The 22,742-nt window shown below is 73.7% G+C and carries 21 protein-coding genes; 10 read left to right on the top strand and 11 right to left on the bottom strand.

Annotation, left to right across the window (positions count from 1 at the left end):
* The first annotated feature begins 187 nt into the window (after window positions 1-187).
* On the top strand, window positions 188-1,108 hold the full coding sequence (locus ACFXDE_RS17095; RefSeq protein ID WP_380494959.1) for a universal stress protein: 921 nt from the start codon (window positions 188-190) through the stop codon (window positions 1,106-1,108).
* On the opposite strand, the gene ACFXDE_RS17090 is transcribed toward ACFXDE_RS17095, so the two are convergent.
* From ACFXDE_RS17090 to ACFXDE_RS17080, 3 genes are read right to left on the bottom strand one after another with little or no spacing between them, the layout of a single operon-like run.
* Window positions 1,097-1,576 (bottom strand): copper chaperone PCu(A)C, encoded by a 480-nt coding sequence (locus ACFXDE_RS17090; protein WP_380494957.1) that lies wholly within the window; start codon window positions 1,574-1,576, stop codon window positions 1,097-1,099. The genes ACFXDE_RS17095 and ACFXDE_RS17090 overlap by 12 nt on opposite strands.
* Window positions 1,576-3,831 (bottom strand): heavy metal translocating P-type ATPase, encoded by a 2,256-nt coding sequence (locus ACFXDE_RS17085; protein WP_380494955.1) that lies wholly within the window; start codon window positions 3,829-3,831, stop codon window positions 1,576-1,578. Before ACFXDE_RS17085 ends, ACFXDE_RS17090 begins: the two co-directional genes overlap by 1 nt.
* Window positions 3,828-3,989: a hypothetical protein gene (locus ACFXDE_RS17080; RefSeq protein WP_380447285.1), complete on the bottom strand. Its 162-nt coding sequence runs from the start codon at window positions 3,987-3,989 to the stop codon at window positions 3,828-3,830. Before ACFXDE_RS17080 ends, ACFXDE_RS17085 begins: the two co-directional genes overlap by 4 nt.
* Before the next feature lie 253 nt (window positions 3,990-4,242).
* Here ACFXDE_RS17080 and ACFXDE_RS17075 point away from each other — a divergent pair, with 253 nt between their 5' ends.
* A complete protein-coding gene (locus tag ACFXDE_RS17075) occupies window positions 4,243-4,851 on the top strand; it encodes a hypothetical protein (RefSeq protein ID WP_380494952.1) in 609 nt (202 codons plus the stop codon).
* Window positions 4,852-4,865: 14 nt separating this feature from the next.
* Here ACFXDE_RS17075 and ACFXDE_RS17070 read toward each other — a convergent pair whose 3' ends face one another.
* Window positions 4,866-5,258 carry an NTP pyrophosphohydrolase gene (locus ACFXDE_RS17070; RefSeq protein WP_380494951.1) on the bottom strand — a complete coding sequence of 131 codons (393 nt, stop codon included), beginning with the start codon at window positions 5,256-5,258 and terminating at the stop codon, window positions 4,866-4,868.
* 60 nt (window positions 5,259-5,318) lie between these two features.
* Between ACFXDE_RS17070 and ACFXDE_RS17065 the strand changes: the two genes are divergently transcribed.
* Entirely contained in the window at window positions 5,319-6,116 is a 798-nt protein-coding gene (locus ACFXDE_RS17065; protein ID WP_380494949.1) for an MBL fold metallo-hydrolase, read from the top strand.
* 5 nt (window positions 6,117-6,121) lie between these two features.
* Here the strand turns inward: ACFXDE_RS17065 and ACFXDE_RS17060 are convergent, their stop codons facing one another.
* From ACFXDE_RS17060 to ACFXDE_RS17050, 3 genes are read right to left on the bottom strand one after another with little or no spacing between them, the layout of a single operon-like run.
* Window positions 6,122-6,535: a PPOX class F420-dependent oxidoreductase gene (locus tag ACFXDE_RS17060; RefSeq protein WP_380494947.1), complete on the bottom strand. Its 414-nt coding sequence runs from the start codon at window positions 6,533-6,535 to the stop codon at window positions 6,122-6,124.
* A gap of 43 nt (window positions 6,536-6,578) precedes the next feature.
* Window positions 6,579-7,364, bottom strand: coding sequence for a DUF4239 domain-containing protein (locus ACFXDE_RS17055; RefSeq protein ID WP_380494945.1), 786 nt, complete (start codon window positions 7,362-7,364; stop codon window positions 6,579-6,581).
* 14 nt (window positions 7,365-7,378) lie between these two features.
* Window positions 7,379-8,695, bottom strand: coding sequence for a D-alanyl-D-alanine carboxypeptidase family protein (locus ACFXDE_RS17050; RefSeq protein ID WP_380495033.1), 1,317 nt, complete (start codon window positions 8,693-8,695; stop codon window positions 7,379-7,381).
* 169 nt (window positions 8,696-8,864) lie between these two features.
* Here ACFXDE_RS17050 and ACFXDE_RS17045 point away from each other — a divergent pair, with 169 nt between their 5' ends.
* Window positions 8,865-9,062: a hypothetical protein gene (locus tag ACFXDE_RS17045; RefSeq protein WP_380446900.1), complete on the top strand. Its 198-nt coding sequence runs from the start codon at window positions 8,865-8,867 to the stop codon at window positions 9,060-9,062.
* 14 nt (window positions 9,063-9,076) lie between these two features.
* On the opposite strand, the gene ACFXDE_RS17040 is transcribed toward ACFXDE_RS17045, so the two are convergent.
* The gene (locus tag ACFXDE_RS17040) at window positions 9,077-9,844 is read right to left on the bottom strand and encodes a TetR/AcrR family transcriptional regulator (protein ID WP_380446902.1); all 768 of its coding nucleotides are present in this window, start codon (window positions 9,842-9,844) and stop codon (window positions 9,077-9,079) included.
* A 92-nt stretch (window positions 9,845-9,936) separates the two neighbouring features.
* On the opposite strand from ACFXDE_RS17040, the gene ACFXDE_RS17035 reads away from it, so the two are divergent.
* The 3 genes from ACFXDE_RS17035 (at window position 9,937) to ACFXDE_RS17025 (ending at window position 15,887) form a co-directional block, all read left to right on the top strand.
* The gene (locus tag ACFXDE_RS17035) at window positions 9,937-10,788 is read left to right on the top strand and encodes a siderophore-interacting protein (RefSeq protein WP_380494942.1); all 852 of its coding nucleotides are present in this window, start codon (window positions 9,937-9,939) and stop codon (window positions 10,786-10,788) included.
* Window positions 10,789-11,332: 544 nt separating this feature from the next.
* Window positions 11,333-14,770, top strand: a complete 3,438-nt coding sequence (locus ACFXDE_RS17030; RefSeq protein ID WP_380446907.1) for a S8 family serine peptidase — start codon at window positions 11,333-11,335, stop codon at window positions 14,768-14,770.
* A 133-nt stretch (window positions 14,771-14,903) separates the two neighbouring features.
* Window positions 14,904-15,887, top strand: coding sequence for an alpha/beta fold hydrolase (locus ACFXDE_RS17025; protein WP_380494940.1), 984 nt, complete (start codon window positions 14,904-14,906; stop codon window positions 15,885-15,887).
* Here ACFXDE_RS17025 and ACFXDE_RS17020 read toward each other — a convergent pair.
* Together ACFXDE_RS17020 and ACFXDE_RS17015 are read right to left on the bottom strand one after the other, a co-directional pair.
* On the bottom strand, window positions 15,884-17,314 hold the full coding sequence (locus ACFXDE_RS17020; RefSeq protein WP_380494938.1) for a VWA domain-containing protein: 1,431 nt from the start codon (window positions 17,312-17,314) through the stop codon (window positions 15,884-15,886). The two genes, ACFXDE_RS17025 and ACFXDE_RS17020, sit on opposite strands and share 4 nt — an antisense overlap.
* A complete protein-coding gene (locus ACFXDE_RS17015) occupies window positions 17,311-18,183 on the bottom strand; it encodes an AAA family ATPase (protein ID WP_380494936.1) in 873 nt (290 codons plus the stop codon). The genes ACFXDE_RS17020 and ACFXDE_RS17015 overlap by 4 nt, the downstream gene beginning before the upstream one ends.
* A gap of 585 nt (window positions 18,184-18,768) precedes the next feature.
* Here ACFXDE_RS17015 and ACFXDE_RS17010 point away from each other — a divergent pair.
* Window positions 18,769-19,947, top strand: a complete 1,179-nt coding sequence (locus ACFXDE_RS17010) for a trypsin-like serine protease (RefSeq protein ID WP_380494934.1) — start codon at window positions 18,769-18,771, stop codon at window positions 19,945-19,947.
* A 68-nt stretch (window positions 19,948-20,015) separates the two neighbouring features.
* Here the strand turns inward: ACFXDE_RS17010 and ACFXDE_RS17005 are convergent, their stop codons facing one another.
* Window positions 20,016-20,687 carry a Tat pathway signal sequence domain protein gene (locus tag ACFXDE_RS17005; RefSeq protein ID WP_380494932.1) on the bottom strand — a complete coding sequence of 224 codons (672 nt, stop codon included), beginning with the start codon at window positions 20,685-20,687 and terminating at the stop codon, window positions 20,016-20,018.
* Window positions 20,688-21,048: 361 nt separating this feature from the next.
* On the opposite strand from ACFXDE_RS17005, the gene ACFXDE_RS17000 reads away from it, so the two are divergent.
* Both ACFXDE_RS17000 and ACFXDE_RS16995 read left to right on the top strand, forming a co-directional pair.
* A complete protein-coding gene (locus tag ACFXDE_RS17000; protein ID WP_380494930.1) occupies window positions 21,049-21,780 on the top strand; it encodes a TetR/AcrR family transcriptional regulator in 732 nt (243 codons plus the stop codon).
* Between the two features lie 251 nt (window positions 21,781-22,031).
* Window positions 22,032-22,682: a DUF6230 family protein gene (locus ACFXDE_RS16995; RefSeq protein ID WP_380446922.1), complete on the top strand. Its 651-nt coding sequence runs from the start codon at window positions 22,032-22,034 to the stop codon at window positions 22,680-22,682.
* Window positions 22,683-22,742: the final 60 nt, after the last annotated feature.

Genomic DNA, 22,742 nt, shown 5'->3' with positions numbered 1-22,742 from the left:
CCGGGTGTCGCCCCGCCGCACCCCGGGGTCGCCCGTAGGCTCCGTCGGGCGGGCCTTTCGTCCCGTCCCCGGGGGCCCTGCGGCCTCTGCCGCGCGGGCGGCGTGGCCGGAGAGGGTGGGGAGCAGCGGACGGAACGTCAGCACACCCACCGTCCGGCAACGGCCATCGAGGGAAGGACCTCCTGCCATGACGCCATTCGTACTCGCCGGGGTCGACGGCTCGACCGGCAGCGCCGCCGCCGCCCGCTGGGCCGCCGGGGAGGCGGAACGCCGCGGGGTGCCGCTGCGCCTGGTGCACGCCTGGCCGTGGCTCACCGACGGCCGCAACGCCATGGCCGAGCCCGACCACCTGCCGGCCGCCGCCGAGCGCGTCCTCGCCGACGCCGCCGCCGAGCTGCGCGCCGCCCACCCCGGCCTCGACGTGCGGACGGACGTCGTGCTCGACGCGCCCGTCGACGGCCTGGTCGCCGCCGCCGAGGACGCAGGCCTGCTCGTGGTCGGCTCGCGCGGACTCGGGGGCTTCGCCGGGCTGATGCTCGGCTCCGTCGGCATGGCCGTGGCGGCGCGCAGCAGTGTGCCGGTGGTCGTGGTGCGTGAGCGGCAGGAGGGTGCGGGCGGGTCGTCCGTCGTGGTCGGCGTCGACGTCCAGGAGCCGGACGAGGGCGTCCTCGGCTTCGCGTTCGCCGAGGCCGCCCGGCGCCGGGCGCGGGTGCGGGCGGTGCACGGCTGGGACCTGCCGCCGGTGTTCGCGTACGCGGGCTGGGTGCCGCAGGCCGCGGAGATCTCCCAACTGGAGGCGATGGAGGAGAAGATGCTCTCCCTCGCCCTGGCCGGGCAGCGGGAGCTGCACCCCGGCGTGGAGGTGGTCGAGGAGGTCCGGCTGGGCGCGGCCGGGGCACTCGTCGAGGCCTCGGCGGGCGCGGCGCTGGTGGTCGTCGGCCGCAAGCGCCGCAGGGTCGAGCTCGGCCCGCGCCTCGGCCGCATCGCGCACGCGGTGCTGCACCCCCCCAGGGCGCGGGGGGGGGTCGCCCCGCCGGGGTGCCCCGCCGGGGTGAGCCGGCGGGGGGGGGGGGCCCCGCGCCCCCCCGCCCCTCGGTCACGGCCGTGAACCCGGCGGCCGCACCTGGGCCTTGAGCCGGAGGTCCGGGCTGTGCCGGAACGTGAGCGTGAAGTCCACCCACTGGCCCGCCCGCAGCGGCGGCGGGGCGGCCATCATCAGGTCGGAGTCCTCCGGAGACAGCGCCAGCTCGCCGCGTGCCGGCACCGGCAGCGCGGTCACGGCCTCCCAGCGCCCGGCCGCGCCCTGGTGCAGGTGCCGCTTCAGTGTGATCGGACCGCCGAACTCCCAAGTTGCACCGGTCAGTTCGTCCGGTATGTCGCCGGGGTTGCGGATCGTGAAGAACGCCGTCGTGGCCGGCGCGGCCCCCGCCGTCGGCAGCAGCACCCACCCGTCCCCGGCGGCCTCGACCGGCCGGGGACGCCCGGCGCCGCCGACGGCCGTCCAGCCGCTCAGCAGCACGAGCGCCAGCGCCGCCGCCCCGACGGGCGGGCCGACCACCTTGAGCCGCTCGATCATCACCGCCGGGCCCCCTTCCGGGTGTTGCCGCGTCCGGGCTGCCACGTGCGCAGCCGCAGGCTGTTGCCCACCACGAGCAGCGAGCTGAGCGACATCGCGACCGCCGCCAGCATCGGGTTCAGCAGCCCGACGGCCGCCAGCGGGATGAGCACGACGTTGTAGCCGAACGCCCACAGCAGGTTCGTCCGGATCGTGCCCAGCGTGCGCCGGGCCAGGCGGACGGCGTCCACCACGGCCTCGATGTCGCCGCGCACCAGCGTGAGCCCGGCCGCGCCGATCGCGGCGTCGCTGCCCGAGGCCAGCGCGACCCCGAGGTCCGCCGAGGCCAGCGCCACCGCGTCGTTGACGCCGTCGCCGACCACCGCCGTCGTCCGCCCGGCGGCCCTCAGCTCGGCCACCACCTCGGCCTTGCGCTCCGGCGACGCCGAGGCGTGCACCCGCTCGATGCCGAGCTCGTCCGCCACCGCCCGGGCCGCGCCGGGGCCGTCGCCGGTGAGCAGGACCGTCTCCAGGCCCATCCCGCGCAGCCGGTGCAGCGCCCGCCAGCTGCCGGAGCGCGCGGTGTCGCCGACGGCGAGGACGGCCTCCGCCCGGCCGTCGAGCTCCACGACCACGGCCGTACGGCCCGTGCGGCCGGCCTCGGCGACCGCCTCCGCGAGGACCGGCGGGAGGTCGACGGCGTCCGGACGGACCACCCGCACCGCCCGGCCCTCGACCGTCCCGGCCACCCCGACCCCGGCCGTCGCCCGGAAGCCGCTCACCGGCGGCAGTTCCCCGCACCGCTCCCTGGCCGCCGCCGCGACGGCCCGGCCGATCGGGTGCTCCGACCGGTGCTCCACCGCACCGGCCAGCCGCAGCGCCTCGGCCGCCCCCTGGTCGACGTCGCCGACCGTGGTGACCGCCGCGAGCCGCATCCGCCCGGTGGTCAGCGTCCCGGTCTTGTCCAGCACCACGGTGTCGACCCGCCGCAGGCTCTCCAGCACCTCGGGCCCGCGCACCAGCACGCCGAGCTCCGCGCCCCGCCCGGTCGCCGCGAGCAGCGCCGTCGGCGTCGCCAGCCCCAGCGCGCACGGGCAGGCCACCACGAGCACCGCGACCGCCGCCGTCACCGCCGCCTGCGGGGCCGCGCCCGCGCCCAGCCAGAAGCCCAGCACGCTCACCGCGACCGCCAGCACGCACGGCACGAACACCCCGGCCACCGCGTCCGCGAGCCGCTGCGCCCGCGCCTTGCCCGCCTGGGCGTCGGCCACCAGGGCGGTGATCCGGGCGAGCTGGGTGTCCGCGCCGACCGCCGTCGCCCGCACCACGAGGGCGCCGCCGACGTTCACCGTCGCGCCCGCCACCCGGTCCCCGGGGCCGACCTCGACCGGCACGCTCTCGCCGGTCAGCAGGCTCAGGTCGAGTGCCGAACCGCCCTCGACCACCACGCCGTCGGTGGCCACCCGCTCGCCCGGCCGCACCACGAACTCCTGCCCCGGAAGCAGCAGTTCGATCGTCACCAGCCGTTCCTCGCCGCCCTCCCGGACGCACACCTCCTTCGCGCCCAGCTCGGCCAGCGCCCGCAGCGCCGAACCGCTGCGCCGCCGCACCCGGCCCTCCAGCAGCCGCCCGGCCAGCACGAACAGCGGCACGCCGACGGCCGCCTCCAGGTACACGTGCGCCGCGCCGCCGCCGTCGGCCGTCAGCGAGAACGGCATCCGCATGCCGATGGCACCAGCCCCGCCGAACAGCAGGGCGTACGCCGACCAGCCGAAGGACGCCAGCACCCCGAGGCTCACCAGCGTGTCCATCGTCGCCGCCGCGTGCCGCAGCCCTTGCCACGCCCGCCGGTGGAAGCCCGCCGAACCCCACGTCACCACCGGCACGGCCAGCCCGAAGCACACCCACTGCCACGCCGGGAACTGCAGCGACGGCACCATCGACAGCACCAGCACGGGCACGGCCAGCAGTGCCGTCACCAGCAGCCGCCACCGCCCGTCCGGTTCCTCCTCCGCCGGGCCGACGGCCGCCCCGGCCGCCACCGGCTCGGCCGTGTAGCCGGCCCGTTCGACGGCCGACACGAGCTCCTCGACGGCCACGTCGGCCGGGTGCAGCACCCGCGCCCGGCCGGTGGCCAGGTTCACCCCGGCCGACACGCCCTCGATCCTCGCCAGCCGCTTCTCCACCCGGCCCACGCACGCCGCGCAGGTCATCCCGCCGACCGCCAGGTCGGTGCTCACCAGCGCCCCGGCGCCGGCCCCCGCGACCGCGCTCACCGCATGCCTCCCATGTCGTGCCCGGACATCCCGGGCGAGCCGCCGCCCCCGACCCCGGGCGTCAGCCCCGGCGACACCGGCCCCGCCTGACGGCCCACGGCGTACGCCACCGCGAACACCACCACCAGCAGCAGGGCGAACCCCGCCAGCACACTCAACGGCCGGACTCCCGGCGACTTCGCACTCACCCCCCACCAGTCGGACGGCGAACCGGAGTGGTTCCCGTACGGTTCGAAGTCCGCGGAAATCGCCCGCGACGGCGTGGTCCCGGTGCCGGTGCGGGGGGTGGCGGCCGGCCGGCCCGGGAGCAGCCGCGGGTCCACTCGAACGGGTGTGCAGGTCTCGCCGTCCCGCCGCCGCGCCCCGAAGCATGGGGTGCAGGACACGCCGAGCGAGAAGAGGCAACCTGCCGTGCGCGAACTCCACACCCACCCGGGCCCCCGCCGCCGGACGGCCCCCCGCGTGGTCGCCCTGACCGCGATGCTGGCCGCCGGGGGCGTCCTGGCGGCGGCGTGCAGCAGCTCGTCGACCAACCCGTCGATCGTGCGCACCTCGGGCCCCTCGCCCGCCGAGTCCGCCGCGGCCACCGAGTCCGCCTCGCCCTCGGCGAGCGCTTCGCCGTCCCCCGGGCCCGAGGCCGCCGCCTCGTCGGCCGCGGCGGCGGCCGCCTTCGCCGCGTCCGTCTCCGCCCAGCAGGCGATGGCCCACGACAAGGCCGTCTCCGCCCTCGCCCAGGCCCCCAACGGCGGCAACGCCCTCGGCGCGGTCACGATCACCGGCGTCCCGCTCGCGGACACCGGCGGCCTGCCGGCCGTCGTGGTGACCATCCGCAACAACGGCCTGGACACCGCCTCCTACGCCGTGCAGGTCGACTTCACCGACACCAACGGCATGACGGTCGACAGCACCGTCGTGGGCGCCGAGAACGTCCCGCGCGACGAGTTGGCGTCCCCCGTGGCGTTCAGCAGCCACACCGAGCAGCGACTGGTCCCGGTGGTGGTGAAGGCCGTCCGGTACTGACCGGCCGACCGTCCTCAGGGCCGGACGGACCGGGGCCCGGTGACGTCGGCGCCGAGCGCGCCCACTCGGGCCCGCAGCTCGCGGTCGGCGGTGACGACCAGGCAGCCCCGGTCCGGCCGCTCGGCCCTGGCCGCCCGGACCACCTCGACGATCAGGTCGTCGCCGCTCCCCGCGGCGGCGACCACCCGGACCCCGGGCACCTCCGCCACGCCGCGCGCCGCGCCCTCGACCACCAGCACCACGTCCAGCGGCCCGGCCCGCCCGGGCAGCCCCCGCCCGGCGACGGCGACCAGCGCGTCCCGCAGCCGCTCGGCCGCCCCGCGCCGGTCCCGCCACCATCCGTCGGGCACCGACCCGACGACGTTCGCACCGTCCACGACCAGCAGCGGCACCGCGTTGTCACCCATGACCGGAAAGCCTGCCACGCCGGGCCCGCCCGCCGGTCGCACCCACGAGGGAAGTGGCCCATGCACACCCGCATCGACGAGATCGGCGACCGCATCTACCGCGTCTCGACGTACGTCCCGGAGATCGCGCCGCCCGCCGGCTTCACGTTCAACCAGTTCCTGGTCGACGCCGAGGAGCCGCTGCTCTTCCACACCGGCATGCGGGCGCTGTTCCCGGCCGTGTCGGAGGCGATCGGCCGCGTCGTGCCGCTGGAACGGCTGCGCTGGGTGACGTTCGGACACGTCGAGGCCGACGAATGCGGGTCGATGAACGAGTTCCTGGCCGCCGCGCCGAACGCGCGGGTCGCGCACAACACGCTGGGCTGCCTGGTGTCGCTGAACGACCTCGCCGACCGCCCGCCGGTGCCGATGGACGACGGCGAGCCGCTGGACCTCGGCGACGTGCTCGACCTCGGCGGCCGGCGGGTGCGGCGGCGGGTGCGCAACCTCAACACCCCGCACGTGCCGCACGGCTGGGAGGCCCGCGTCCTCTTCGAGGAGCAGACCCGCACCCTCTTCTGCGGGGACCTCTTCACCCACCTCGGCGACGGCCCGCCCGTCACCGACGGGGACCTCGTCGAGGCGGCCCTCGAATCCGAGCGGCTGTTCCGCCAGACGTCCTGCCTGACCGCCGCCGCGACGACGCTGCGGGCCCTCGCCGAACTCCGGCCGCGCACCCTCGCCGTGATGCACGGCTCGTCCTTCCACGGCGACGGCGCCGCCGCGCTGAACGGCCTGGCGGACGCGCTGGAGCAGCGGTTCGGCCCGGAGTCCGACTTCGTCGGCCTGCCCAGCGTCCTCGCGGACCCGCACCCGTAGGCGGCTCAGTCGTTCAGGGTGATCCGGATCCCGACCGTGCCGCGCTCGCCGCGCCGGATGCGGCTGCCGAGCAGGGTGAGCACGCCCAGCAGGCCGTACTTCTGGCGCAGCAGCGTGCGGTAGGCGGCGGTCCGCTCGGGGCCGAGGAGTTCGGCGGTGGCGGGGTACTGGTCACCGGTGGGGCGGCCCTTGACGTCGCAGGGGCCGACGAGGACGTCCGCGCGGTTGCGGATCCGCTTGACCTTCCAGGAGTCCGCGACGGTCCAGACGCCGAGCGCGTCGCCGTCGCGGACCACCCAGACCGGGGTCGGCACGGTGGTGCCGTCCTTCTTGTAGGTGGTGACGAGCAGGTAGCTGCCGGAGGACAGCTCGACGAGCCGGGCGAGCCGTTCCCGCGAGGCGGGGTCAGGGGTGGTCATGGCCGGAAGTCTAGGACGAGCGGGGCGCCCACCTGCGCCGACGTCACCAGAACTGCGCCAGGACGCTCTCTTTGAACGGTTGGGGCGAGACGGACAGCTCCCCGGCGAACGGCCGGTCCAGCACCGGGACGAGCAGCAGGCTGAAGCCGATCAGCGCCGCGACCGAGCCGACGAACAGGAGCCTGACATTCCGGTTGCGGATGCCGTACAGCAGTGTCAGCAGCAGGATCACGAGCGCGCCGCCGACGATCAGCACCTGGAGCAGCACCGGCAGTTCGCCGCGGCTGACCAGGATGCGGTTGCGGCGCTGGCCGGCGACGTCGTTGAGGCTGTCCAGCGCCTTGGCGTAGAAGGCCTGCTCGGACGGGGACTGCGGCTGGAAGGCGAGCAGGGCGTCGTACGCCGCGTCCATCTTCGCCACCGTCACCGCGAAGTCGCCGCGCCCGTCCCGCATCAGGGGCCACTGCTGTTCGACGACGGCGTGCACGTAGTCCCGGACGGCGCCGTCGACGGCGGCCCGGGTGTCGGGCGGGAAGGCGCGGGCGTCACGGACGATCTGGGAGACCGCGGTGGCCTCGGCGGCGACCCCCTTCTGGGCGTCCTGGAGCTCGGTCCACAGGTTGACGATGACGAAGGCGAGGATGATGCCGTAGATCGCGCCGAACAGCGAGAGCACGACGCCGACCATCTCGTTGTTCTCGCCGCCGACCAGCGCGGGGTACCGGCGGGTGGCGAGGCTGCTGGCGACGACCGCCACCAGGACGACGCCGCCGACCACCATGAGGGCCAGCGTCGCCGTCGAGAAGCCGTTCAGCAGCCAGAGTTCCACGCCGGTCCGCCGGCTCAGCGGCGGGGGCGGGCGCTGTGGACGAGGGCGCGGGCGCGGCGGGCCAGACGGCGGCGGCCGGTGCCGGTGGAGCCCCGGGTGCCGGTGCAACCGCCGACGGCGGGGGAGCCGTGGGTGCTCGGGGCGGGCGGGCCCGCCGGTGTGGCCGTGGCGACCGCGCCGCGGCGGCGTGCGGCCGTGCGGCCCGCCGCCCACAGGACGAGGGCCGCGCCGAGGGCGGCGGCCGTCCACGCGGCGGGGCCGAGGCCGTGCCCCCCGTCCTGGGCGGCCTGCGGCTCGGCCCCGGCGGCGGGGGCGGTGCCCGCCGGGGTGCCGGGTGCGCCCGGGGCGCCCGGTGCGGTCACCGGCGCGGTGTCGTCGACGAGCCGGCCGACCGGCTGCACCTTGCCGGCGGCCGCGAAGCCCCAGTCGAGCAGGCTGGCCGCCTCGTCGTACACCTTGCCCTGGGCCTCGGGGTGCATGACCGTCACGAGGAGGGTCCGGCCGCCCCGCTCGGCGGCGCCGGTGAAGGTGGCGCCCGCGTTGGTGGTGTAGCCGTTCTTGACGCCGATCAGGCCCGGGTACTTGCCCAACAGCCGGTCGGTGTTGGCGATGTCGAAGCTGGTGCGCTGCCCGGTGAGCTTGTCCAGCCCGCCGGGGAAGTGGGCGGTGCGGGTCGAGCAGTAGGAGCGGAAGTCGGGGATGCGCAGCCCGGCGCGCGCGAACAGGGTGAGGTCGTAGGCGGAGGAGACCTGTCCGTCCATGTCGTAGCCGTCGGGCGAGACGACCTTGGTGTCGCGGGCCTGGAGGGTGTTGGCGCGGGCCTGCATCTCGGCGACGGTCTGCGCGATGCCGCCGTTCATGTGGGCGAGCACGTGGACGGCGTCGTTGCCGGAGCTGAGGAAGACGCCCCGCCAGAGGTCCTCGACGCGGTAGGGCAGGTTCTCCTTGACGCCGACGAGGCTGCTCCCGGCGCCGAGGTTGGCCAGCTCGGCCTGGGTCACCTGGTGGACGTCGGCGCGGTCGAACTTCGTCATGACGGTGTCCGCGAACAGCATCTTCAGCGTGCTGGCCGGGGGCAGCGGCAGGTGGGCGTTCTGGGCGGCGAGCACCTCGCCCGTGCCGGCGTCGGCGACCACCCAGGAGCGCCCGCTGAGCGCGGTGGGGAGCGCGGGGGCGCCGGCGAGCGGGGCGACCTGGACGGCGGGGCGGCCGAGCCGCTCGCCGCCGACGACGGAGGTGGAGTCCTGTCCTGCCGCCGCCGGGGCGGTGGCGACGAGCACGAGGAGGGACACGGCGGAGGCCGCGGCCAGCCTGCCCGCATGCGGTGACATCTGCTGCACACCGCGAACGTACCCGCGCCGCCGCCGGGCCGCCGTGCCTGCTGCTCCGTCCGGTGCCCGGGCTGCGCGCCTTCCCCGCCCGGTTCGCCGCCACTTTGGTCGGTCGAGGTCGCGCCGAAAGTCGGATTACCGGGAGGAGCCGTGTTCCTAGGCTTCCGGTATGAAGACCCTGCTCGGCTACCTCGGCTTCGTCCTGATCCTCGGCGGTGCGACCGGCCTGCTCTCCGACCACCTCGGGGGCTTCCGGCTGTTCGGCTTCGTGCGCTTCCTCGTCCCGGCCGGGCACGAGACGGTCGGGTACGCGGTGCTGCTGGCGCTGGGCGTGCTGCTGGCGATCCCGGCGGCCCGGCGGGACTGAGTGGGGGAGGACGGTCAGGCGGACGGCGCCGCGATCCCGTCGAGGAGCACGGCGAGGCCGCTGCGGAAGCCCTCGCGGTCGCGCGCCTGCGGGTCCGGGTCGCCGCCGCTCTCCAGGGCGGTCAGGAGCGGGAAGCGCTCCGCGAAGTCGGGCGCGAGTTCCGCGAGTTGGGCCGAGCGGGCGGTCCACCAGTCCGCGTCGGCCACGCCGGTCGCGGTGGCCGCGTCGCGGGCCTCGGCGGCCACGCCGGCCATCCCGCGGACGAACTGCCACAGCGCGCCGACGGCCCCGCGCAGCCGCCGGGCCGGCAGTCCGGCCGGCCGCAGGGCGCGCAACAGGGCCTCCATGGCGGCGAGTTCGGCCGGGCCCAGGACCGGGCGGGCCTGCGAGACCTGGAGCATCCAGGGGTGGCGCAGGTAGCAGGCGTGCAGCGCCTCGGCCCAGGCGGTGACGGCGGCCCGCCAGTCCCCGGAGCCGTCGGATTCCGCCGGCATTTCGGCGAGTGCCCGGTCGTGCATCAGGTCCAGCAGTTCGGCCTTTCCCGGGACGTACGTGTAGAGCGCCATCGCGGTGCGGCCGAGCCGTTCGCCGACGGCCCGCATGGAGAGTGCGGCCATGCCCTCGGAATCGGCCACGGCGATTCCCGCCGACACGATCGCGTCCACGCTCAGACCGGGCTTGGGGCCGCTGCGCCCGGTGCGCGGGGCGGGTTCGGCGCCGGGGGCGCGCCACAGCAGGGACAGGGAGCGGCGGGCGTCGCCCTGCCCGGCGTACACGACCATTCCAAGAACTCCTTATGGTGTAAAGTAACCGCGTCACAGCAACTCTTTATGTCGTAAGGTTACCAATCCGCGAGATTGGAAGGAGTTCCGCGTTGACCCTGCCCGTCACCTTCGTCGAGGTCGCCGCCGTCCGCCGGATCACGCCGCGCACCGCCCGGGTCACGTTCGAGGCCGCCGCCCTCGACGACACCGTCGGCGGCGCGCCCGACCAGCAGGTGAAGCTCTGCTTCCCCCGCCCCGGCCAGGCCGAGCCGGTCCTTCCCGCCCAGGGCGACGACCCCATGGGCTGGTACCAGGCCTACCTGGCCATTCCCGAGGCCGAGCGCCCGCTGATGCGCAGCTTCACCGTCCGCCGCCGCGTCCCCGGCACCCGGCGGATCGAGATCGACTTCGTCCTGCACGGCGACACCGGGCCCGCGTCCGCGTGGGCGCTGCGCGCCGAACCCGGCGACCGGCTCGGCATGGTCGGCCCGTCCGAGCTGTACGCCCGGCAGGTCCCGCTCGCGGAGGTCGCCGCCACCGCCGACTGGATCCTCTTCGCCGGCGACGAGTCCGCACTGCCGGCGATCGCCACGCTGGTCGGGGCGCTGCCGGCCGGCGTCCGGGCGCTCGCGTTCGTCGAGGTCGCGGACGAGTCGGAGCGACAGCCGCTGGACGGACCGGCCGATCTGACCGTCCGCTGGCTGTACCGCGGCGGCGCCCGCCCGGGCGTCGTGCTGACCGAGGCGGTCCGGGCCGCCGGGCTGCCGGCGGGCACCCCGTTCGCGTGGCTGGCCGGCGAGGCGGACGCCGTCCGGGCGCTGCGCCGGTACCTGGTGGGGGAGTGCGGGGTGCCAAAGATATTTGTCGATTTCTCGGGTTATTGGCGCTACCGGCTCACCCAGGACGACGCGCCGACGGCCGAGGACCTGGCCGACGCTCAGGAAAAACTCACGATGTCCTGATTGCATCCGGTCGGGGTTCGTTTGTCCGGGCGTTCGCCGACGAACGCCCGGACCTCCCCGAACCCGGCGCGGGTGCCCATCCGTATCCCTGGCCGGAACGGCCCCTGTTTGGCCCGGTGCTGACAGGGAAGAGAGACAACCGGTCAGTAGCGCACCCGGGGCGCGGTCCGTTTTCGCCCGGTACCGGATGGCGGTTGTTCGCCAGTGTCCGATGTTCGCCAGTGGGGTGAACGGGGATGATCAGGCACTGCTTCGCAGGTGAGAGCAGGGTAAAGGTCTGCGATGGCCGGATTTCCGCCCTGCATTTTACTAACCGATGGTCATTTTTACTTTTCGATGGGGAAATCCCCCCTTGTCGTGGTCGTGCCGGATGCGCTGGAATGCGTCCGCTGTCGGGACGCGCGGTCCGGAGCAACCACGCGGCCGACCAGGATCCGCGTAGGCTGGACCGTGCAACCTGACGTCTCATCAGACGAAAGGATGTCCATTGATCGGCTGGCGGAAATCCCAGCTAGCAGCCGCCGTCACGGTCACTGCCGCGTCCATGGTCCTCGGTTTCGGGACCACGGCGTTCGGCGCTCCGATCCCCGACACCACCAGCGCCCCCCAGGCGTCGGCGGACGGGGCCCCGGTGCCGGTGATCGTGATCCTCAAGGACCAGATAGCGGACGCCCCGGCCGACAACGGCCACGTGGGCGCACGCCAGCAGAAGACCGAGCACGCCCAGGCTCCGCTGCTGAACAAGGTCAAGGCCAACGGCGGCACCAACGTCAAGAGCTTCGTGCTCGGCAACGCCTTCTCGGCCACGGTCAGCCCGGCCCTGAAGGCGCAGCTCCAGGCCGACCCGGCCGTCGCCACCGTGGTGGCCGACGCCCCGGTCGCCGTCACCCCGGCCGTCGCCGCCAAGGCGAAGGCCGCCCAGGCCGCCGAGAGCGCGAAGGCGTCGACGGCCGCCGCGACCCCGAACGCCGTTACGGGCAGCAACGGCGCCCAGGCTCCCGAGGAGAACGCGACCAACACGGTCTGCCCCTCCGACCCGAGCAAGCCGCTGCTGGAGCCCGAGGGCCTCTACTCGACCCGCGTGGCCACCGGCAACGGCAAGGCCGGCGCGGCCGACCTGGCCACCGGCAAGGGCGTCAAGGTCGCCTACATCGCGGACGGCCTCGACCCCAACAACCCGGACTTCGTCCGGGCCGACGGCTCGCACGCCGTCGTCGACTACCAGGACTTCTCGGGCTCCGGCTGGGACTCCCCCACCGGTGGCGCGGAAGCCTTCGGCGACGCCTCGGCGGTCATCGCCCAGGGCCGCCAGGTCTACGACGTCGCGAACTTCGTGAACCAGACGGCGCACCCGCTGCCGGCCGGCTGCACCATCCGGGTCAAGGGCATCGCCCCGGACGCGGACCTCGTCGCCCTCAAGGCGGGTGGCGAGATGATGTCCAACTCGTCGATCCTGCAGGCGATCGACTACGCGGTGCGGGTCCAGCACGTCGACGTGCTGAACGAGTCCTTCGGCGGCAACCCGACGCCGGACTCCAGCGCCCACGACACCATCTCGCTCTTCAACGACGAGGCCGTCAAGGCCGGTGTCACGGTCTCCGTCTCCTCCGGCGACGCCGGCCTGAGCGGCACCGTCGGCTCCCCGGCCACCGACCCGAACGTCATCGCGGTCGGCGCCTCGACGGACAACCAGAACTACCAGCAGACCGGTTACGCGGGTGCCGGGTTCTCCAACAAGACCTGGAGCAACAACCGCATCTCCGCGCTGTCCTCGGGCGGCTTCACCCAGGCCGGCCGTTCGGTCGACCTGGTCGCCCCGGGTGAGTCGGACTGGGCCCTGTGCTCGACCGACGTCACCAAGTTCACCGACTGCGGCGGCTTCGGCGGCAAGGCCGCGGGCATCCAGTCCTTCGGTGGCACCTCGCAGGCCGCGCCGTTCGTGACCGGCGCCGCGGCCCTGGTCATCCAGGCCTACCGCGACACCCACGGCGGCGACTCGCCGTCCCCGGCCCTGGTGAAGAAGTTCATCACCGGCACCGCCACCGACCTCGGCGTCCCGGCCGAGGAGCAGGGCGCGGGTCTGCTGAACGTCCGCGGCGCCGTCGAGGCCGCCCGCGGCTACGACGACGGTGACGGCACGCCCGGCAGCAGCCAGGTCGTCGTGAACACCGGTCAGCTCGACATCGCCGGCGCCCCGGGCTCGACCCACACCGCCGACGTGAGCGTCACCAACACCAGTGACACCACCCAGACGGTCAGCGCCGCCACCCGCAGCTTCGCGCTGATGGGCAACAGCCAGCAGACCGTCAAGATGGACTCGGCCTCCACCGACACCTTCAAGTACGCCACCAACGGCGCCACCTGGGTGAAGCAGCAGGTCAAGATCACCGTTCCGGCCGGCGCCGACCGCCTCGCGGCGTCGATCGCCTGGCAGGGTGCGGCCAACCCGACCGTCAACGGTCCGGTCGTCCGCATGACGCTGCTCGACCCGAGCGGCCGCTTCGAGACCAACACCCGCCCGCAGGGCGGTGCCACCCCGGCCAACTTCGGCCTGGTGGACGTCCCGCACCCGGTCGCCGGCGACTGGACCGCGGTCCTCTACACCCCGCAGGGCAAGGGCGGCTACACCGGCCCGGTCCAGCTCGGCGCCACCTTCCAGCGCGCGGAGCCGGCCGGCACCGTGGGCCCGAACGTCGTCGACATCGAGCCGGGTGACACCAAGACCCTCAAGGTCCAGGTCACCACCCCGGCCACCAGCGGCGACTCCAGCGAGGCGGTCACCGTCTCCAGCTCCAACGGCCAGACCACCAGCGTCCCGGTCATCCTGCGCAGCCTCGTGCCGGTCACCAACGGCGACGGCGCCTTCTCCGGCACCATCACCGGCGGCAACGGCCGCAGCGGCTCGCCCACGCAGAGCTTCTCCTACGCGTTCGACGTCCCGAAGGGCCAGAAGGACCTGCGGGTCGGCGTCACCGTCAAGGACTCCAAGCTCCTCATGCAGGGCGCGCTCATCAGCCCGAACGGCACCCCGGTCGACATCGAGGGCAACGCCCTCCTCGACGCCCAGGGCAACCTGACCGGCACCGGCGCGGGCGTCTCGGCCACCGCGGTCAACCCGGCCGAGGGCCGCTGGCGCTTCGTGTTCAACGTGATCGGCTCGGTCAGCGGTCAGCAGCTCGGCCAGGACTTCGCGGGCACCATCGGCTTCAACAAGAACGTGGCCACCGCCGCGGGCCTGCCGACCGACGCGAAGACCAAGCTCGCCGCCAACAAGCCGGTGACCTTCCAGGTCAACTACACCAACAACACGGTGGCGACCCAGCAGATCGCGGCCGACGGTCGTCTCGACCGCCGCACCGACGTGAACCTGGTCCCGCAGGGCGCCTCGTCCGCCGTCACCCTGCCGCTGTCGCTGACCTCCTCGGTCCCGTCGTTCCTGGTTCCGCCGGGCACCGACCAGCTGAAGGGCGTGGCCGCGTCCACGACCCCGGCCCAGCTGGAGCTCAGCGCCACCACCGCCTCGCCGGACCTGTTCGGCGACCTGAAGAAGGCCCAGAACGGCTCGACCATCTCGGTCGTGACGTCCAACGGGACCGCCTCCCAGCCGGTCGTTCCCGGCCTGTGGGGCACCTTCCTCCAGCAGATCGGCCCGTTCTCCAACGCGGGCGCCCCGGCCGGTTCGGCCACCATCACCGCGACCGCCCACACCCTGGCGTTCGACCCGGCGCTGACCTCCAGCACCGGTGACATCTACGCCGCGTCGGTCAACGCCACGGCCCCGGCCGCCACCCCGGTGACCGTCGCCCCCGGCGCCACCGGCTCGCTGCAGGTGACCATCACCCCGACCGGCGCGAAGGGCAGCACCGTCCACGGTGTCCTGTACCTGGTGTCCGGCCCGACCGGTGTGGCCACCGCCAACAACAGCGTGAGCACCACCGGTGCGGTGCTGGCGGCCCTGCCGTACAGCTACACGGTGAACTGACCCACCGCGCACCACGTGCCGAGGCCGTCCCGGATTCCCGGGGCGGCCTCGGCCGCGTTTCCGGCCGGTACCGCTGGGCAGGGTCCGAACGAATGGCCGCAACGGATTCCGATGTCTCACAGGGGAGCGGGAGTTGAGCGACGCGATCAAGCACAGCCACGTCGAGGTGAACGGTGTGCGGCTGCACATCGCCGAGCAGGGCGAGGGCCCGCTGGTGCTGCTGCTGCACGGGTTCCCGGAGAGCTGGTACTCCTGGCGGCACCAGTTCGCGCCGCTGGCCGCCGCCGGCTACCGGGTGGTCGCCCCCGACCAGCGCGGCTACGCGCGCAGTGAGCAGCCCGAGCGCATCGACGCGTACACCCTGTTGCACCTCGTCGGCGACGCGACGGCGCTGATCGGCGCGCTCGGCGCCGAGCAGGCCGTGGTGGTCGGCCACGACTGGGGCGCGCCGGTGGCGTGGGCCACGGCGGCGCTGCGGCCCGACCTCGTGCGCGGTGTCGCCGGGCTCAGCGTGCCGCCGCTGCCGAGCGGACCGCGCCCGCTCGCGGAGTCGCGCGCGCAGTTCGGCGACGGCTTCTACCAGAACTACTTCCAGGAGCCCGGCCGCGCCGACGCCGAGCTCGCGGCCGACCCGGCGTCCACCTTCCGCCGCGTCTACGCCGGTTCCGGGCCCGGCGCCGAGCCGGCCGTGTGGGTCGTCCCCGAGGGGCAGAAGCTGCTGGACATCGTCCCGGAGCCGGAGCGGCTGCCGGCCTGGATCACCGAGGCGGACATCGAGGCCTACGTGGCCGACTACGCGACCCACGGGGAGCGGGCGTTCACCGGCGGCCTCAACTGGTACCGCAACATCGACCGGAACAACGAGCTGATGGCGGCGTTCGCCGGCCGTCCGGTCCAGGCGCCCGCGCTGTTCGTGGTCGGCGAGCGGGACCTCGTCAACGCGATGGTCCCGCGGGACGTCCTGGAGCTCCTGCTGACTACCTTCACGCCCCGCCTCCACAAGCACGTCCGCCTGCCGGACACCGGCCACTGGACGCAGCAGGAGCGGCCGGCGGAGGTCACCGCGGCGCTGCTGGACTTCCTCGCACACGTGGAGAACGGAGCTTCGGAGGGTTAGACGGGTAGCAGCCGGGCGATCAGTTCGCCCAGCCGTCGGGCGTTGCGGCAGGAGTGCATCTCCACGACGCCCGCGTAGGCGAGCGCGGCGGAGTCGCCGGTCGGCCAGAGCGCGGGCTGTTCGGGGTTGAGCCAGATGACCCGCCGCGCCCGGCCGGCGATCCGGCGCAGCGCGTCCAGGTTCGGGTCGCGGTGGTTGGTGCGGGCGTCGCCGAGGACCAGCACGCAGGTGCGCGGGCCGACCGCGTCCAGGTGCCGCTCGGCGAACCCGCCCAGCGCGGAGCCGTAGTCGCTGCTGCCGTGGTGGCCCATGACCCGGGCGTCGGTGAGGATCCGCGCGGCCAGCCGGGCCGGGTCGGTGCCGCCGCGCGCGAGCAGGTCGGTCACCTCGGCGGTGCGGTTCACGAACGCGAACACCCGGACCTTGCCGAACTGCTCGCTCATCGCCTGCACCAGCAGCATGGTGAAGTCGGCGAAGCCGGCCACCGAGCCGGACACGTCGCACAGCAGCACCAGCTCCGGCCGGGCCGGTCGGCGCAGCCGGTACGCCGGGCGCAGCGGCACCCCGCCGGTGGACAGCGAGCGGCGCAGGGTGCGGCGCAGGTCGATCTGCCCGCGCGCGGCGCGGCGGCGCCGGGCGGCCAGCCGGGTGGCCAGCTTGCGGGCCAATGGGTGGACGGTGCGCCGGAGTTCGGCGAGCTGGTCGCGGCCGGCGGCGAGGAAGTCGATCCGGTCGGCGGTCGGGGCGACGGCCCGTTCGGCGATCCGCTCGGCGCCGCGCAGCTCGGCGACGCGGCGGCGGGCCTCACCGGCGGCGAGGGCGTGGAAGTCCCGGATGCGGCGGCGGATCTCGTCGGCGAGGACGAGGTCGGAGACGTCGTGGGACGGGGCGCCGTTCGGCTCGCGCAGGGCGGCGAGGACGCGGGCGAGCAGCGTCTCGGGGGCGAGCCGGCCGAGCGCCTGGTGGGCCGACCAGCCGTCCGAGCCGGGGGCCGAGCCGGTGCCGTAGCGGCCGAAGGCCTCGACGGCCTCGCCTGCGAGCGCGGCGAGGGCGGCCCGGTCGTCGGCCGCGAGCGCGGCGGCGATGCGCTCGCGCAGCTCGTCCCGGACGGGGTCGGGGCGGCCGAAACGCGGTGCGTCGTCCTGCGGTTCGACGTGGCGCGCGGCCTCCGGGGTGCCGACGCCGAGTGGGAAGAACAGGTCGAACGTGGCGTCGAAGACGGCCCGTTGGCCGTCCGAGCGCAGCAGTGCGGCGGCCAGTCCGGCCCGCATCTGCTCGCGGTCGGCGAAGCCCAGGACGTCGAGCACGGCCGCCGCGTCCACCGTCTCGGCCGGGCCGATCCGCAGGCCGTGCCCGCGCAGGGCGCGGACCAGGCCGGTGAGGCGGGCGGCGGTGTCCTGCGGACCCGGGGGGTGCTGGGCGCTCATACGGCGGTGAGCTTCTCGGCGGCCTTCCGCACGTCGTCCTGGTGCTTGAGGATCACCCCGAGGGTGGCCCGGACCACCGCCTCGTCCAGCGTGTCCGCACCGAGGGCGAGCAGCGTGCGCGCCCAGTCGATCGTCTCCGCGACGGACGGTGCCTTGCGCAGCTCCATCGCGCGCAGCGCGCCGACCACCCGCACGAGCGACGCGGCGAGCGTCTCGTCCAGGCCCGGCACCTTGGCGCGGACGATCCGGCGCTCCAACTCGGCGTCCGGGTAGTCGAGGTGGAGGAAGAGGCAGCGCCGGCGCAGTGCCTCCGACAGCTCGCGGGTGGCGTTGGAGGTGAGCAGCACGAAGGGCCGGCGGGTCGCCGTGATGGTGCCGAGCTCGGGCACCGTCACCTGGAAGTCGCTGAGCACCTCCAGCAGCAGCGCCTCGACCTCGACGTCGGCCTTGTCCATCTCGTCGACCAGCAGCACCGTCGGCTCGGCACCGCGGATCGCCGTCAGCAGGGGCCGGGTGAGCAGGAACTCCTCGCCGAAGATGTCGGTGCGCGCCTCGTCCCAGCCCTCGTCGCGTCCGGCGGTGATCCGCAGCAGCTGCTTGGCGTGGTTCCACTCGTAGAGGGTGCGGGACTCGTCGATGCCTTCATAACACTGCAGCCGAACCAGTCGGGCACGACCGATTTCGGCCACCGCCTTCGCCAGTTCCGTCTTCCCCACCCCGGCCGGCCCCTCGACGAGCAGCGGCTTGCCGAGCCGGTCGGCGAGGAACACCGTCGTCGCCACCGCCGTGGACGCGAGGTACCCGACACCGGCCAACTGCGCTGCGGCGTCCGCCACCGACGTGAAGAACCCCGTCCCGTCGCTGTTCATTCCCGCTCCGCCTCCACTCGCGCCGACCGTCCGCCAGCACCCTACCGGCCGGTCACTTCGCTGTCGCGGGGTCGACTGGGGAGGTGTACGAACCGGGCGAGGCGGACGAATCCCTCCTTTGCCATCAGTTGGCTTGATCTATTGCGTGTTTATGTCATCCAAGGCCGAATCGCGTCGCGAATCAGCCAGTTGGCATGCGATCAAGACGAACTCTCTCCGCCCCTTCTTTCGGGCAATTTCGGCACTAGGCTTCCTCCGGGCATCGGGGCAACGGCCCTGGTGACAGCCGTTTCTGACGGACCAGGGGCGCAGGGGAAGGGGGGACAATGGGCAACTCGTCCATGCGCGCCGCGCGGGTTCGTGCGCGATTGCGTGACCGGATCCTGTCCGGAAGCTCGACCGGGCCCGGGCCGAGGAGGCGCTCCGCCATCCTGAAGATGCCGAGCCCCAGTGGTCAGGGCGTGCGTGAGCTCCAGGACCCGCAGCACCGCCAGTTCACGCTGCTGGAGATCCGCGCCTCCAAGTGACGACCTGGAGCGGCCTGCGGCCGCCGGGTCCACAACAATCCGAATGAGGAGTTCCATAGTGTTTCGCTCACGTCCGCGCGCCGCGTGGATGACGGGGATGCTGGCCTCGGCCGCCGTGGTCGGCAGCCTGGTGAGTGCGGGTACGGCGAGTGCGGTGGTGGGGGACGGCGTGCCGAACGGCACCTACGCGTTCACCACCAAGCTGGACATCGGCAACGGCCAGCGTGCCTGCACCGGTTCGCTCGTGGACTCGTACTGGGTGCTGACGGCGAGCAGCTGTTTCGCCGACAACCCGGCGCAGCCGCAGGCGCTGCAGGCCGGTGCGCCGAAGCTGAAGACGGTCGCGACGGTCGGGCGCACCGACCTGACGGCCGGTGGCGGGTTCACCTCCGAGGTGACCGAGCTGGTGCCGCGCGCCGACCGTGACCTGGTGCTGGTGAAGCTCGCGCAGCCGGCTCAGGGCATCCCGACCGTCGCGGTGGGCGCCGCGCCCACCGCCGGTGAGACGCTGACGGTGGCCGGGTACGGGCGCACCAAGGACGAGTGGGTGCCCAACACCCTGCACAGCGCCTCGTTCACCGTGCAGTCCTCGACCGCCACCACCGTCGCCGTCACCGGCAAGACGCCCGGCAAGGACGCGATCTGCAAGGGCGACACCGGCGGCCCGGCGCTGCGCGCCAAGGCCGGCGGCGGCGTCGAGCTGGCGGGCGTCAACAGCCTGTCCTGGCAGGGCGGTTGCCTCGGCTCCGGTGCGGAGACCCGCACCGGCGCGGTGGAGACCCGGGTGGACGACCTGGCGGGCTGGGTGTTCGACACCCGCCTGCACACGGCCACGCTGAAGAACAACTACAGCGGCCTGTGCGCCTACGTGCCGTGGCAGACGCCGGAGGACCACGCCAACCTCGTCCAGGTCGGCTGCGCCAACCAGTTCGTCGACCAGGTCTGGAACCTCCAGAAGGTCGACGGCGGCTACCAGCTGCGCAACCTCAAGTCCGACAAGTGCGCCTACGTGCCGTGGCAGACGCCGGACAACGGCGCCGAGGTCCAGCAGATCTTCTGCGACTCGCAGTTCGTCGACCAGGTGTGGAAGCTGGAGCCGGTGACCGGTGGCTACCAGCTGCGCAACGTCAAGAGCAACAAGTGCATGATCGGCTGGTCGGGCTCGGCGGCGGTCGGGCAGAAGCTGACCCAGTTCGACTGCATCCCGCAGTACTCGGACCAGGTCTGGTCGATCTGACGCAGCACCACACGGGAGCGGCGTCCGGCAACCTCGGTTGCCGGGCGCCGCTTCGTTCGCGTTCCGGGTCAGTTGACGTAGATCAGCGGGCTGCCCGCCACGGAGGTGTCGGTGACCGGGCCGTAGGCGGCGGTGAAGTAGCCGGTTTGGAAGCACAGGCCGGAGCCGGAGGTGAGGTTGAAGGGCTGGGCGGCGAAGGAGATGCTGTTGTCGCTGTTGGACGTGGTGCCGGAGATGCTGGTCGCCTGCTGGTAGACGCAGGTGACGCTGCCGAGGATGGTGTTGAGCACCACCGTGGTCTGCATCGGGCCGGCCGCGCCCGGGGAGAGGGTGACCGGGCTGCCGGTGCCGTCGCCGACGGTGTTGGTGTAGGCGAGGTTGTCGACGCTGATGCTCTGCACGCCCGTGACGCCGAGGACGTTGGAGCTGCAGCCGTCGAAGGTCTGGGTGTTGAGGGACTCGACGGCGTTGCCGGGCGCGGCCGGGTTGGCGCTGACGGTCGCGGAGAAGGAGGAGCTGGTGCAGCTGATGCCGTTGGTGCTGGTGGCGCTGTCGTAGAAGTTGGCGGTGGTGCCGGAGGTGAGACTGGCATTGAGGACGTCGCCCACCGAGGCGGCCGGGCCGCCCAGGCTGCCGGTGGTGAGGACCGCGGCGGCGTCGGCCTGGGCAGGGGCGACGGCGGTGGCGGCGAGGGCGAGGGCGGCGAGGGCGGCAGCCCCGAGGGTGCGGCGGATGCGCATGAAGGTGCCTCTCCGTACGGAGTCGGGTGGGGGTGCCCGCGTGCGGGTGTGGTGGCGTGCACGGCGGGGGAGGTGCGGGGGCACGGCGGTGCGGCTCCCAGCGGGCCGCGCCGGGGCGGGCCCGGCGCCACGGGCCCGCCGTGCGGCGGAAGGGGTGCGGAGGTGCGCGGTGCAGTGGGGTGCAGGCCGGCGGCTGCCACCGCCGTGCGTGCGTCCGCCGTGCTCCCGGGCCCGGGTGGCGCAGTCGGCGCCGGCGGGCCCTGGCGGGTTCTCCGGCGGTCGTTCGCCCACCGGTTGGAAACCTGCCAGTGTTGTAAACCCGGTGTTGCATCAATGTCAAGACGGGACACAGGAGTTGGTGATGGAGCGGAATACCGTCCGGGGGGCCGACGTGATCCTGCTGCCGGGGGCGCGCACCGGCCGTGACCCGGCCCGTTCGATCAAGCGCGGCCCGAGCCGGCTGCCCCCGGCGGTGGTCGCCGCGACCCAGCGCGAGCGGCTGCTGGACGGGCTGGTCCACACCGTCGCCGAGCACGGCTACCAGCACGCGACGGTGAGCGACATCTGCCGGGCGGCGGGCGTGACCAGACCGGTGTTCTACGAGCTGTTCAGCGGCAAGGAGGACGCTTTCCTCGCCGCCCACCGGTTCGGCACCGGCGTGGTGATCCGGCGGATGGCGGCGGCCTTCGCGGCCGAGCCGGACTGGTGCGCCGGGATCCGGCAGGCCCTGGGCGCGATGCTCCAACTGCTGGCCGGAGTGCCGGCGTTCGCGACCATGGCGGTGATCGAGATCGAGGCGGTCGGCCCGGCCGGTCGCCGGGAGCGCGAGCAGCTGCTCAAGCGGTTCCGGGCGTTCTTCGCCGAGGTGCCCCAACTCCCGTGCGACGTGGCGGTGGAGCCCCTGGTGGACGCGGTGGTGGGTGGCGTCTACAGCGCGGTCTACCGGCGGGTGAACTCCGGGCGGACGGCCGAACTGCTGCAGCTCCTCCCGGCGTTGAGCCTGTTCTGTCTCGCCCCGTTCCTCGGTCCGGCCGAGGCGGCGCGGCGGCTCGGTATCGGCCGGGAGTCCGACGGTTCGGCCGCGGAATCATGAATTCCGTTACGGGACAGATCATTTGACGTTTGGTCAAAGTGTTTCATGGGCTGGATCGTTTGGTGAAGATCCCTTCGTGCACTTCTATTGACCGGGCGAATACCGGGCAGTAGCTTCACGGTTGCTCCAATCGCGGTCCGACCGGTTCCGCCCCGCTGCCGAGGGGCGGCCGACCGGCCGGCCGCGGAACGCTGTCCGCGCCAGGACAACGTGCCAGTGACTGCCCAATCCACCCACTCCAGGGAGCGCACATGGCCATGTCCGAGGAAGCCGCCGCCGGGGCGGAGGCACCCGACACCCCGGCCGGGCCCGGAAGAGGACGCGTCCGGCTCAAGCGGACCGCCCTGATGGCCGTCCCGGCCGTCGTCGCGGGCGGCGTCCTGATGACGCTCACCGCGCAGGGCGTGCTCGCCACGCAGTTCTCGATCTCCGGCATGCCGTTCACGATCACCGCGACCTCGCTCCACGGCGACGGCTTCGAGCAGTTCGGGAGCCTCGACCACATGATCAAGAACAGCCCGAACCAGGGGCACACCGGCGGGCAGGTGCTGGTCGCGGTGACGGCGATCAAGACGGCCCAGATCACCAACCTGTGCCAGAGCGTCGACCTCGGCGGCATCAACCTGGTGATCCACGCCGGTGACGCCGGAACCCCGGTCACCGCTCAGAACCTCACCAGCGACTCCGACATGATGTCCGGCGACGCCTCGTTCTCCAACATCGAGATCGGCGGCGACGCCAGCGAGTACACCAAGGCCGGGGTTCAGGGCAAGCCGGGCGTCTTCGGCCAGCAGGCCGACACCATCGACATGGTGAACGTGAACCAGCACAACTACGCCAGCACCGCGGCCAGCTTCAAGCTGCCGCACCTGAAGCTGAGCTTCAGCTCGAAGGGCTGCTGATGACGGAGCCCACACCGCCGAGCGCCCGTGGCGGAGGGGGCGGGGCCGAGGGGACGGCTC

The sequence above is a fragment of the Kitasatospora sp. NPDC059408 genome, from assembly GCF_042751525.1.
In the GTDB taxonomy this organism is placed as follows: Bacteria; Actinomycetota; Actinomycetes; order Streptomycetales; family Streptomycetaceae; genus Kitasatospora.
Note: the sequence above shows the minus strand (reverse complement) of the source record. Positions and strands in the feature narration are given on the sequence as shown.